10 protein-coding genes are annotated in these 11,502 nt (G+C 76.1%); 3 read left to right on the plus strand and 7 right to left on the minus strand.

Features of this window, described 5'->3' with window-relative positions; all coding sequences use genetic code 11:
• Nucleotides 1-5 precede the first annotated feature (5 nt).
• The gene (locus LFA75_RS10005; protein WP_225233496.1) at nt 6-668 is read left to right on the plus strand and encodes a DUF4232 domain-containing protein; all 663 of its coding nucleotides are present in this window, start codon (nt 6-8) and stop codon (nt 666-668) included.
• 3 nt (nt 669-671) lie between these two features.
• Here LFA75_RS10005 and LFA75_RS10010 read toward each other — a convergent pair whose 3' ends face one another.
• Both LFA75_RS10010 and LFA75_RS10015 read right to left on the minus strand, forming a co-directional pair.
• Nucleotides 672-1,580 (minus strand): sensor histidine kinase, encoded by a 909-nt coding sequence (locus LFA75_RS10010; protein ID WP_225233497.1) that lies wholly within the window; start codon nt 1,578-1,580, stop codon nt 672-674.
• Nucleotides 1,580-2,287, minus strand: a complete 708-nt coding sequence (locus LFA75_RS10015; RefSeq protein ID WP_225233498.1) for a response regulator transcription factor — start codon at nt 2,285-2,287, stop codon at nt 1,580-1,582. The genes LFA75_RS10010 and LFA75_RS10015 overlap by 1 nt, the downstream gene beginning before the upstream one ends.
• A 142-nt stretch (nt 2,288-2,429) precedes the next feature.
• Between LFA75_RS10015 and LFA75_RS10020 the strand changes: the two genes are divergently transcribed.
• On the plus strand, nt 2,430-2,975 hold the full coding sequence (locus LFA75_RS10020) for a hypothetical protein (RefSeq protein WP_225233499.1): 546 nt from the start codon (nt 2,430-2,432) through the stop codon (nt 2,973-2,975).
• Nucleotides 2,976-3,005: 30 nt separating this feature from the next.
• Here the strand turns inward: LFA75_RS10020 and LFA75_RS23835 are convergent, their stop codons facing one another.
• Together LFA75_RS23835 and LFA75_RS10035 are read right to left on the minus strand one after the other, a co-directional pair.
• Nucleotides 3,006-4,838: an AAA family ATPase gene (locus LFA75_RS23835; RefSeq protein ID WP_263639370.1), complete on the minus strand. Its 1,833-nt coding sequence runs from the start codon at nt 4,836-4,838 to the stop codon at nt 3,006-3,008.
• Nucleotides 4,839-4,868: 30 nt separating this feature from the next.
• The gene (locus LFA75_RS10035) at nt 4,869-5,363 is read right to left on the minus strand and encodes an MOSC domain-containing protein (protein ID WP_225233500.1); all 495 of its coding nucleotides are present in this window, start codon (nt 5,361-5,363) and stop codon (nt 4,869-4,871) included.
• 85 nt (nt 5,364-5,448) lie between these two features.
• Here LFA75_RS10035 and LFA75_RS10040 point away from each other — a divergent pair, with 85 nt between their 5' ends.
• Complete coding sequence (locus LFA75_RS10040; RefSeq protein ID WP_225233501.1) at nt 5,449-7,962, plus strand: SpoIIE family protein phosphatase; 2,514 nt, start codon at nt 5,449-5,451, stop codon at nt 7,960-7,962.
• 40 nt (nt 7,963-8,002) lie between these two features.
• On the opposite strand, the gene LFA75_RS10045 is transcribed toward LFA75_RS10040, so the two are convergent.
• From LFA75_RS10045 to LFA75_RS10055, 3 genes are read right to left on the minus strand one after another with little or no spacing between them, the layout of a single operon-like run.
• Nucleotides 8,003-9,124, minus strand: coding sequence for an XdhC family protein (locus LFA75_RS10045; RefSeq protein WP_225233502.1), 1,122 nt, complete (start codon nt 9,122-9,124; stop codon nt 8,003-8,005).
• Nucleotides 9,117-10,256 carry a vWA domain-containing protein gene (locus tag LFA75_RS10050; RefSeq protein WP_225233503.1) on the minus strand — a complete coding sequence of 380 codons (1,140 nt, stop codon included), beginning with the start codon at nt 10,254-10,256 and terminating at the stop codon, nt 9,117-9,119. The genes LFA75_RS10045 and LFA75_RS10050 overlap by 8 nt, the downstream gene beginning before the upstream one ends.
• Nucleotides 10,253-11,026: an AAA family ATPase gene (locus LFA75_RS10055; protein WP_225233504.1), complete on the minus strand. Its 774-nt coding sequence runs from the start codon at nt 11,024-11,026 to the stop codon at nt 10,253-10,255. Before LFA75_RS10055 ends, LFA75_RS10050 begins: the two co-directional genes overlap by 4 nt.
• Nucleotides 11,027-11,502: the final 476 nt, after the last annotated feature.

Raw genomic sequence — 11,502 nt, forward strand, 5'->3', positions numbered from 1 at the left:
TGGTCATGACGAACCGGACGACCCGACTGGCCCTGCCCGTGCTGCTCGCCGGCGGCCTGGCGCTGAGCGCGTGCTCCTTCTCCGGCGGCACCGAGGACGGCGAGGCGAGCTCCTCGCCCACCACGACGGCGGCCAGCAGCCCCACCACGCCCGCGGCGACGACCGCGGCGGCCCCGTCGTCCACCGGGTCGGCGCCGGCCGTAACCGCCGCGCCCGAGCCCAGCGGCGCGGACCCGACGACGGCCGGGGGCCCCGACCGCTGCCACACCAGCGAGCTCACCGGGTCGCTGGCCCAGGGCGACGCCGCGGCCGGCAACCGGTACGCCACCCTCACGCTGACCAACACCGGCGGCGAGGTGTGCACCGTCTACGGCTACGGCGGCATCGGCCTGGTCGCGCAGGACGGCAGCGCGGCACCCACCCAGCAGGTCCGGGTCGACCCCGCCCCGCGCACCGTCACCCTGCAGCCGGGCCAGGCCGTGGCCTCCACGCTGCACTGGACCGTCGTCGCCACCGGCTCCGAGCCGACCACCGGCGACTGCGAGCCCACCCCCGGCCGCCTGACGGTGATCCCGCCGGACGAGACCGACTCCCTGTCGGTCACCTGGTCCTACGGCCCGGTCTGCAGCGCCGGCCAGATCGAGCAGTCGGCGTACGTCGCCGCCTGACCCTCAGACGGGGAGGCTGAGGCGGACCACTGTCCCCTCGCCGACCCGGCTGTCGGCGGTGACGTGGCCGCCGTGCCGCTCGACGACGGCGCGGACCAGAGGCAGGCCCAGGCCGCTGCCGGGGACGGCGCGGGCCGAGGGCGAGCGGTACATCTCCTCCCACACCTGCGGCAGCTCGTCGGGCGCGATGCCCTGCCCGGTGTCCGCGACCTCGACCACCACCGACCCGGCCGCCTCCCGGGCGCGGACCTCGACCCGGCCGCCGGGCGGCGTGTACTTGAGCGCATTGTCCAGCAGGTTCGCCACGGCGAGGGAGAGCAGGTCGGCGTCCCCGGGCACCGGCGGCAGCGGCCAGGGCGCCCGGGGCAGGTCCAGCGCGAGCTCGCGCTCGGCGGCACCGGGCAGGTCCCGGGCCACGTCGACCATCTCCTCGATGAGGTCGGCGAGGTCCACCGGGCGGCGGTCCAGCCGGGCGCTCTCGATGTCGGCGATCTTGCGCAGGTCGGTGGTCAGCCGGCTCAGCCGCAGCACCTGCTCCTCGATGGTGCGCACCGCGGCGGCCTGTGCCGGGTCCGACCCGGCGGCCACGTTGGCGGTGGCCGCCCGCATCGCGGTGAGCGGGTTCTTCAGCTCGTGGTCCAGCCGGGACAGCAGCAGCCGGCGGTCCTGCGCAGCCTCGGCCGTGCGGTCCCGCAGCCGCCGTCCCCAGCGGCGGTCCCGCACCGTGGCCACCAGCAGCACGAGGACGGCGACCGCCGTGACCGCACCGCCGGCCGCCAGCGCCCAGTCCCCCGGCAGCGCGCCCACGTCGTACCGCTCGCCCGGCAGCCGGCCGGTCTGCCCCAGCCAGGCCAGCACCGCCCCGGCGACCAGCGGGAGCACCGCGACCACCCAGCCCACGGTCCGGGCCATCAGCCGGCCTCGACGGTGCCGACGAAGCGGTAGCCCTCGCCCGGCACGGTGACCACCAGCTGCGGGTCGGCCGAGTCGACCTCGACCACCCGGCGCAGCTCGGCGACCCGGGTGTCCACCGTGCGGGTGCTGGTGTGGAAGGACCACCCCCACACCTCCTCGAGCAGGCGCTCGCGGGACACCGTCTCGCCGGGGTGGGACATCAGGAAGGCCAGCAGCGTGGTCGCGCGGGGGGTCAGCACCACCTCGGCGTCGTCCCGGAAGACCCGCTGGGAGGTGCGGTCCAGCACCAGGGACCCGCTGCGCAGCCGCTGGGCCGCGGTCAGCGACCGGCCGGCCGGCGGGGTGCCGCGGCGGAGCACCGCACGGATGCGGGCGACCAGCTCGTGCGGGTCGAAGGGCTTGTTGAGGTAGTCGTCGGCGCCCTCCTCCAGGGCCATGGCCCGCTCGCCGGACTCACCGATCTGGGTCAGCAGGATGATCGGGACGGTGCCGCCGCCCTGCCGCACCTCGCGCAGGACCGAGCGGCCGTCCCGCCCGGGCATGAGGACGTCGAGCACGACCAGGCTCGGCGCGGAGTCGGCGATCCGGGCCAGCGCGGCGTCCCCGTCACCGGCCACCACGACCTCGAACCCGGCCCTGACCAGGAACGGGGCCAGGTTGTCGGTGATCGCCGTCTCGTCGTCGACCAGCAGGATGGAGGGCACGGTGGCCGATTCTCACCCCCCGTCGCGGGGTCCCGCGCGGGCCGTCCCCGCGGCCGCCCGGATCCGGGCATGCCGCCCCGGCCGGCCCGGGTAGCCGGGTCGGGCAGGCATCCCCCGGACCTCGACACCCCTGGAGCACCCCATGGCCCGCAACACCCTCTCCCGCTCGCTGCACGACGTCGGCCTCGCCGCCTGGTTCGGCGGCACGCTCGCCAACGCCGTCGCGCTCAACGCCGCCGCCTCGGAGGCCGACGGCGACCAGGCCACCGGCGACGTGGCCAACACCGGCTGGGACCGGTGGACGCCGGTCAACGCCGTCGCGATCGGCGCCCACCTGCTGGGCAGCGTGGGCCAGCTGCGCGCGAACGCCGGCCGGGTCGCCGGTCAGCCGGGCGTCGGCACGATGTCCACGGCCAAGACGCTGCTGACCGTCGCCGCCCTCGGCGTCACCGGCTACAGCCGGCTGCTCGGCCAGCGCGTGTCCGCCGCCGGTGCACCCGGCCGCTCGGGCACCAAGCCCAGCAAGAAGACCAAGGCCGACGCGGCCGCCGCCCAGCTGCAGCTGGACAAGCTGCAGTGGGTCGTCCCCGCCCTGACCGGTGCGCTGGTCGCGGTGAGCAGCTACGCCGGGGAGCAGCAGCGCCCCTCCGAGGTGCTGGCTGGCCGGACCGCCGGCGCCCGCGCCTGACCCCCCGGGTGACCGGCGCCGGCTGGCCCGTCAGCCCAGCAGGCGGGTGAGGGCCGGGCCGGTGTCGGTCACCGAGCGGACCATCTCGGCCCGGCCCGCACCACGGGCGGCCAGCGCCCGGGACGCCGCCTCGGCCTCCTCGGTGGGCAGCGGGCACAGCACGTGCAGGGTGTCGATGCCGGCCAGCGCGGACTCCGGGGGGTCACCGGCGGTGTGCAGGCAGTCCGACAGCAGGACGACGACCCGCTCGTCCACCACCGCCGGTGCCAGCTGCCGCCGGGCCGCCCGCAGCGCGCCGGCCAGGTCGGTCATCCCGTGCCCGCGCAGCGAGACCAGCCGGCCGACCAGCTCCTCCGCGGCCACCCGCCGGCCCAGCGGCTGCAGCTCGGTCACGTCGCCGGCGAAGCTGAGCACGCTGGTGGTCAGCTTCTCGTCGCCGGCCAGCACCACCCCGGCGGCGGCCACCGCGGCGATGGCCACGCCCAGGCCCTGCATCGAGCCCGAGGCGTCGACAACCAGGCAGACGGCGCGGCGGTGCCCGGTCCAGGTCCGGGTGACCAGGTCCTCGGTCGCCGGCGGCCACTCCCCCGTCCAGCGGTCCAGCGTGCGGTCCAGGTCGAGGTCGCCGTCGGCCCGCCGGTTGGGCACCAGCCGGCGGGTGCCGCGGGAGCGCGTCGTCCCGACCCGGGCGACCTGCACGAAGACCCGGCGGGCGAGCCGGTGGGCGGCAGCCCGCAGCTCGCGGGCGGTGGCCCGGCCGAGGTCGGCGAGCAGGGCAGCGGCGTCGTCCGGGCGCTCGGCGAGCAGGGCGGAGAAGGCGCCCTCGTCGAGCTCGCCCACCTCGGGGCTGACCTGGTCGAACTGCTCGTGCTGGCGCTGCAGCTCCTGCCGCGGGGTCGACCGGGACCGCTGGGCGTTCTTCCGGTCGCGCGAGGAGGAGCTGGGCGAGTCCGGGCCCGCAGGCTGCTGCGCCTGCGGGCCCTCAGCTTTTCCCGGGTCGCGGTCCTCGTCGTCGTCGGGTTCCTCGGGCGGTGGCGCGTCGGCGGGCCAGAGGTCGTCCAGGATCTGGTCGAGCACCGACTCCGGGGTGCGGTCGACGCCGTCCACGACCTTGATCCGGCCCGACAGCGCGGCGTGCACGGCGTCGCGCACCGTCTCCCGGCCGTCGACGAGCTCCTCGCCGCGCATGCGCAGCAGGCCGTCGAGCAGCAGCACGAGGTCGTTGGCGCCGCGGACGGAGGACCCGGTGCGCAGGTCGCGGTGCTCGCGGGTGGCGCGGACGAGGGCGACGGCCAGGACGACGAGCCGGGGGTCGGCCCCGGTCACCTGGCTGACGATCGCTCGCTCGGCGTCGGCGTCCTGGTAGCCGAGCACCACGCGGCACATGCGGTCGGCGATGGCCTGGCCGACCCGGGCGGTGCCGATGGCGTCGAAGGGGTTCATCGCCGCGATCAGCCGGAAGCCGGCTGCGGCCCGCACCCGCCCGAGCCGCGGGACGGCGATCTCGCCCTCGGTGAGCACGGTGATGAGGACGTTGAGCGTCTCCTCGGGGATCCGGTTGAGCTCCTCGAGGTACAGCAGCCCGGACCCGCGCATGGCCGTCAGCAGCGGGCCGTCGGTGAAGCTGGTCGGCACGTAGCCGTCGGTCATCACCGCGGCCGGGTCGTACTGGCCGACCAGCCGGGCCGGGGTCAGCTCGGCGTTGCCCTCGACGAAGACCACCTCGGTGCCGACGTCGGCGGCGATCGAGCGCAGCAGGGTCGACTTGCCGGTACCGGGCGGGCCCTCGAGCACCACGTGCCGGTCGGTCTGCAGCGCGACGGTGAGCACCTCGCGCTCCCGGCGCAGCCCGATGACGTCCATGCCCGGATACTGCCTCGGCGGTGGTGGCGGTCACACGGCGGGGTCCACCACCAGCTCCGCCGGCCCCAGCCGCAGCACGCCGTCGGTGAGCGGCCGGCAGCGGACGCCGCCGCGGCCCCGCAGGCCGCGGTGCGCGCCGGGGGCGAGGACGACGTCCATCCAGCGGCACGGGTTCGCCGCCCGGCCGCCGAGCAGGGTCACCCCGCCCAGGGTGAAGGTGCGCCCGCGCAGGGCGTCGACGTCGGCCCCGCGGAGGACGACGTTGCGCCGGGCCAGCAGCGGGTCGAACGGCGGGACCCCGAGCTCGGCGGCCAGCGCATCCAGCGATTCCACCGCGAGCACGGTGACCGATGCGTCGCGGTGGGCGGGCTTGCCGGCGTACCGGTCGCCCACGGCCCCGAACCCGGCCCGGACGACGAGCGCGTCGCGCCGGTCGTCGTCCTGCGGGGGCACCTCGGTCCCCGGCCGCCTGTCGTACCGGTGCTGCCCGGACGCCATCAGCCCCACGATCTCCACGTCGGCCACACCCCTGATCCTGGCACCGGCGCGTAGGCTCCCCGGGCCCTGACTCGCGTCCGCCGTCGGGACGACGACGGGGACGGAGGCAGCGATGGGCGACGCCCTGCCGCCGAACGCCCTGCCCGCGACCACCCCGCTGCCGGCGGCACCCGACCCGGCGTTCGACCGGTTCGCCCGGCTGGTCCGCGCGACGCTGGGTGTGCCGGTCGCGCTGGTCAGCCTGGTGTCGGTCGACGAGCAGGTCTTCCCCGGCGCCGAGGGCCTGCCCGAGCCGTGGCAGACCGCCCGCAGCACCCCGCTGAGCCACTCCTTCTGCCAGCACGTGGTGACCTCGGCCGAGCCCCTGGTGATCAGCGACGCCCGCGAGCACCCCCTGGTCAGGCACAACCTGGCGATCCCCGACCTGGGGGTCGTCGCCTACGCCGGCATGCCGCTGGTGGCCGAGGACGGCACCGTCGTCGGCTCGTTGTGCGCCATCGACGACCAGCCGCACGACTGGACCGAGCGCGACCTCGACGTGCTGCGGGGCCTGGCCGAGGCCTGCAGCTCCGAGCTGCAGCTGCGCGCGGCCCAGCAGCGCGCCGAGACCGTGCGGCGCGGGCACGAGGCCGACCGCGCGCGCTGGTCGCTGGCCATGGACGCGGGCCAGGTGGGCAGCTTCGACTGGCACCTCGCGACCGACGAGCTGACCTGGGACCAGCGCCTGATCGACATCTTCGGGCTGACCGAGGAGACCTTCGACGGGAACATCGCGGCGTTCAACCGGGCGGTGCTGCCCGAGGACGCCGAGCGGGTCGGCCAGGCCATCGCCCGGGCCATCGACACCCTGGGCATCTACGAGGCCGAGTACCGGATCGTGCTCCCCGACGGCGGCACCCGCTGGGTGCAGGCCCGCGGGCAGGCGCTGGCCGACGCGACCGGGACCGCGGCGCGGCTGATCGGCGTCGCCTACGACACCACGGCCGTGCACGACGGCGAGACCCGCACCTCCCGGGTGCTGGAGGCCATGCCCACCGGCTACCTCTCGATGGACCACGCATGGCGGTTCATCGTCGTCAACAACGCGGCCGAGCGGCTCGTCGGGCTGCACCGCGACGAGCTGCTGGGCCGCAGCGTCTTCGACGTGTTCCCCGGGACCACGGGCGGCCCCTTCGAGCGGGCCTACCAGACCGCGGTCGACAGCGGTCAGCCGCAGCTGGTCGAGGCGTACTACCCGGCCCCGCTGGACGCCTGGTACGAGGTGCTGTGCTGGCCCTCCCCGGACGGGCTGTCGCTGTTCTTCACCGACACCACCGAGCGGACGCTCACCACCCGGCGGGCCGAGGCGGCCGCCGCCCGGCTCGCGATGCTGGCCGCCGTCGCCCGCTCGCTGCTGGACGCCCCCGACGTCCCGGGCACCGTCGCCGAGCTGCCCCGCCTGCTGGTCCCGGTGCTCGCCGACGGCTGCATCGTGACCCTGCTGTCCGACGACGGCCGCCCCCGCGACGTCGGCTCCTGGCACACCGACCCGCCGCAGCGGTCCCTGCTGCAGCGCTACGCCCGCACCCGGATCGCCGCGCAGTCGATGGTGTCCCCGCTGGCCCGCGCGCTGACCAGCGGCGACGTGGTCCGCGCCTCGGCGGCGGAGGTCCGGGACGCGCTCGCCGAGGGCGAGGCCCGCGACCTGCACGACCAGCTGGAGGCCGGGACCTGCCTGGTGCTGCCCGTGCTGGGCCGGGACCGGGTGCGCGGCGCCCTCACCCTCTACCGGGCCCCCGGCCGGCCGCACGACCCCGACGACGAGTCGACCGCCCGCGAGATCGCCGACCGGGTCGGCCTGGCGCTGGACAACGCCGACCTGCTGGCCCGGCAGTCCCAGGTCGCCGAGGGCCTGCAGCGCAGCCTGCTGACCGACCCCCCGGCGCCCGAGCACACCCAGATCGTCGTGCGCTACGTGCCGGCCACGCAGTCGGCCAAGGTCGGCGGCGACTGGTACGACGCGTTCCTGCAGCCCAGCGGCATGACGATGCTGGTCATCGGCGACGTCGTCGGCCACGACATCGAGGCGGCTGCGGCCATGGGCCAGCTGCGCGGCCTGCTGCGCGGCATCGCCGCCTACAGCGACGCCGGCCCGGCCGAGGTGCTCCGCGGGCTGGACCGCGCGATGGACGTGCTGCAGGTGTCCACCCTGGCCACCGCCTCGGTCGCCCGGTTCGAGCAGACCCCCGAGGAGCGCCGGGACGGGCTGACCCGGATGGTGTGGTCCAACGCCGGCCATCTGCCCCCGGTCGTGGTCCACGAGGACGGCCGGATCGCCGTGCTCTCCGACCGCCGCAGCAACCTGCTGCTCGGCGTCGACCCGAGCACCACGCGGACCGAGCGCTCCGTCGTCCTGGGCCGCGGGTCGACCATCCTGCTGTTCACCGACGGGCTGGTCGAGCGCCGCGCGAGCAACCTGGACGACGACCTGGTCCGGCTGCAGGACGCGGTCGCCGACCTCGCCGGCGCGACCCTCGACGAGCTCTGCGACGGGCTGGTCGGCCGGCTGGTGGACGGCCGCAACGACGACGACATCGCGCTGGTCGCCGTCCGGCTGCACCCGCAGGACACCCCGCCCACGACCTGACGGGCCCCGCCCGGGCCGCGGTGGCCGGGCGGGGGCGGCGTCAGCGCTCCGCGCTGGCGTGGATCGGGCCGTCGGCGCCGGTCAGCCGCTCGCCGGAACCGCCCCAGCGGCCGGCGATGATCTCCGCGGCGATCGAGATCGCCGTCTCCTCCGGCGTCCGGGCGCCCAGGTCCAGCCCGATCGGCGAGGACAGCTTGGCCAGCTGGACGTCGGTCAGCCCGGCCTCGCGCAGCCGGTCCAGCCGCTCGTCGTGGGTGCGCCGGGAGCCCATCGCGCCCACGTAGGCGACGTCCAGGTCCAGGGCGACCTCCAGCAACGGGACGTCGAACTTCGGGTCGTGGGTGAGCACGCAGAGCACCGTGCGCTCGTCGATGCGCCCGGCGTCGACCTCGGTCTGCAGGTAGCTGTGCGGCCACTCCACGACGACCTCGTGCGCGTCGGGGAAGCGCCGGGCGGTGGCGAACACCGGCCGGGCGTCGCAGACGGTGACCCGGTAGCCCAGGAACGCCCCGACCCGGGCGACGGCGGCGGCGAAGTCGATGGCGCCGAAGACGACCATCCGGGCCGGCGGGGCGAAGGAGGAGACGAAGAGCGTCAGGTCGTCGCCGCGGCGCTCGCCGTCGTGCCCGAAGTTCAGGGTGGCGGTGCGGCCGGCGGCGAGCATGCCGCGGGTGTCGGCGGCGACGGCGTCGTCCAGCCGCTGCGAGCCCAGCGTGCCCGAGGTGCGGTCGTTCCAGACCACGAGCCGGTTGCCCAGCCGGTCGTCGGCGCCCTTGACCACGGTGACCACGGCGACCGGCTCGTGCCGGCCGACGCTCTCGGCCACGTCGCCGAGCTCGGGGAAGGACTCGCGGGAGATCGACTCGACGTAGACGTCGAGGATCCCGCCGCAGGTCAGGCCCACGGCGAAGGCGTCGTCGTCGCTGACGCCGTAGCGCTCCAGGGTCGGCGCCCCCGAGGCGACGACGTCCTTGGCCTCCTCGTAGACCGCGCCCTCGACGCAGCCACCGGAGACGCTGCCCACCGCGGTGCCGTCCGGGCCGACCAGCATCGAGGCACCCGCCGGGCGCGGGGCCGACCGCCACGTCGCGACCACCGTGCCCATGCCGACGGTCTCCCCCGCCTGCCACCAGCCCACGAGGTCGTCCAAGACATCACGCATTCTCGATCACTCCTGCCAGTTCCTCGAAGGCCGCCAGGCTGTGGCCCGCGACGAAGTGGTCAACAGCGGGCAAGGCCGCCTGCATCCCGCCGGTCAACGGCTCGTACCCGGCCCGGCCCTTGTGCGGGTTGACCCAGACCACGCTGTGCGCCAGCCGGTGCAGCCGGGCCATCTGCTCGCCCAGCAGCTCGGTGCCCCCGCGCTCCCAGCCGTCGCTGCACACCACGACGACGGCGCCGCGGGCCGTGCCGCGCTGGCCCCACCGGTCCAGGAAGGCCTTGAGCACCTCGCCGATCCGGGTGCCCCCGGACCAGTCGGGGATGGCGTGCCCGCTGGCGGCCAGCGCCTTGTCCGGGTCGCGCAGCCGCATCTCGCGGGTGACCCGGGTCAACCGGGTGCCGATGGTGAACACCTCGGTCGAGGCCGGCCGGGCCCGCGCGGCGGCGTGCGCGACGCGCAGCAGCGCGTCGGCGTAGGGGCTCATCGACCCCGAGACGTCGACCAGCAGGACCACCCGGCGGGGGCGCGGTCGTGGCCGTCGGCGGCGCAGCGCGGTGATCTCGCCGCCGTCGTGCAGCGCGTGCCGGATGGTGCGGGCCATGTCCACCGAGCCGTGCCGGTCGGGCCGGCGGCGCCGCGAGGGCCGCATCGGCGCGGCCGGCACCAGCAGGGCGAACAGCCGGCGCAGCTGGTCCCGCTCGGCGACGGTGAGCTCGGAGACGTCCCGGGTCCGGAGCACCTCGGCCTCGCTGGCCGCCGCCTGCAGGTCGGGGGCCTCCTCGTTCTCCTCGCCCGAGCCCGCCGAGGCGCTCAGCGGCGCCGACTCGGCCAGCCGCTGCTCCTGCCGGGCCGACGTCCGGCTCTTCCGGGGCGCCTCGCCGGCGAAATAGGCGGCGAAGGCCGCGTCGTAGCGGTCCAGGTCGTCCGGGCTGCCGCACAGCGTGAGCCGACCGGACCAGTAGACGTCGGTCGGGTCGAGCACGTCGAGGTGGCCGACCGCGGCCAGCATCGCCTCGACCCGGTCGGGCGAGGCGGCCACCCCGGCGTGCCGCAGCGTGCGGGCGAACCCGAGCACCACCTCGACGACGTCCCGCTGGGGCCGGTCGGCCAGCCCGAAGGCCAGTTCGGTCACCCGAACAGGGCTCCCCGGGTGAGGGCGTGCACCCGGTCGGTGTCCTCGCGGTACTTCAGCACCGCACCCAGGGTGCGGGCGGCGGTGTCGGGGTCGAGCTCGCGGGCGCCGAGGGTGTGCAGCGCGGTCGCCCAGTCCATCGCCTCGGCGATGCCCGGGGGCTTGAGCAGGTCCAGGCTGCGCAGCTTAGCCGTCGCCCGGGCCACCTGGCGGGCCAGCTCCTCGGTCACCTGCGGCAGCCGGCTGCGCAGGATGGCGACCTCGCGCTCGAAGTCGGGGTGCTCCAGCCAGTGGTAGAGGCAGCGCCGCTTGAGGGCGTCGTGCACCTCGCGGGTGCGGTTGGAGGTGAGCACCACCAGCGGCGGGACGGCGGCCCGGACGGTGCCGAGCTCGGGGATGGAGATGGTGAAGTCGCTGAGCAGCTCGAGCAGGAAGGCCTCGAACTCGTCGTCGGCGCGGTCGATCTCGTCGACCAGCAGCACGCTCGGGGCGTCCTCCAGGGCCTGCAGCAGCGGTCGGGCGAGCAGGAACCGGCGGTCGTAGAGCCCGGCCTCCAGCTCCGCGGTGTCGCCGCCGGACCCGGCGGCCTCGGCGGCACGCAGGTGCAGCAGCTGCCGGCCGAAGTCCCAGTCGTAGAGCGCCTGGCTGGCCTCCAGCCCCTCGTAGCACTGCAGCCGGTACATCGGCCGGCCGGTGACCTCGGCCAGCGCGTGCGCCAGCGCGGTCTTGCCGACCCCGGCCTCGCCCTCGAGGAACAGCGGGCGGTGCATGGCCAGCGCGAGGTAGGCCGCCGTCGTCAGGCCCTCGTCGGGCAGGTAGCCCGTGGCCCGCAGCGCCTCCGCCAGCGCCTCGGGGCTGGCGGCGGCGCTGCGGGCCCCCTGCCGCCTCCCCCACGGTGCCGCTGCGGCGGCGGCCTCCCCCGGCCCGCCCTCTCACCGCCGTCTCGCCCACGGGGGCACCGCCAGGGCTGGCACGGACGCGCCCCCGCTCTCGTCTAGCCCAGCCTGCGCGCGCNGGGCCGGGCGGGGCGGGACCTGTGTGGGCTGGCTCACCGGCCCACTTTCCCACGTGCCGGCCCGGCGCACGTTGCAGCCCCGTTGCAGCGCCCGCCGACCACCCGCCCTTGCGGCCTTTCTGGTTCCACCTGGGCTTTCGGGTGGACGGACCCCCGGCGGTCGCCGAGAAGCCCACGACGCGTGGAAGGAACCGCGCGCCGCTCGACCGAGGAGAGTGCCCCGTGTTCGCA

The sequence above is a fragment of the Klenkia terrae genome, assembly GCF_900491935.1.
Classification (GTDB): Bacteria; Actinomycetota; Actinomycetes; order Mycobacteriales; family Geodermatophilaceae; genus Klenkia; species Klenkia terrae.

Excerpts from the sequence above, each read along its gene's own strand:
- LFA75_RS10005 (WP_225233496.1), top strand. The coding sequence starts at position 6 with ATGACGAACCGGACGACCCGACTGGCCCTGCCCGTGCTGCTCGCCGGC.
- LFA75_RS10010 (WP_225233497.1), bottom strand. The coding sequence starts at position 1,580 with ATGGCCCGGACCGTGGGCTGGGTGGTCGCGGTGCTCCCGCTGGTCGCC.
- LFA75_RS10020 (WP_225233499.1), top strand. The coding sequence starts at position 2,430 with ATGGCCCGCAACACCCTCTCCCGCTCGCTGCACGACGTCGGCCTCGCC.
- LFA75_RS23835 (WP_263639370.1), bottom strand. The coding sequence starts at position 4,838 with ATGGACGTCATCGGGCTGCGCCGGGAGCGCGAGGTGCTCACCGTCGCG.
- LFA75_RS10040 (WP_225233501.1), top strand. The coding sequence starts at position 5,449 with ATGGGCGACGCCCTGCCGCCGAACGCCCTGCCCGCGACCACCCCGCTG.
- LFA75_RS10045 (WP_225233502.1), bottom strand. The coding sequence starts at position 9,124 with ATGCGTGATGTCTTGGACGACCTCGTGGGCTGGTGGCAGGCGGGGGAG.
- LFA75_RS10055 (WP_225233504.1), bottom strand. The coding sequence starts at position 11,026 with ATGCACCGCCCGCTGTTCCTCGAGGGCGAGGCCGGGGTCGGCAAGACC.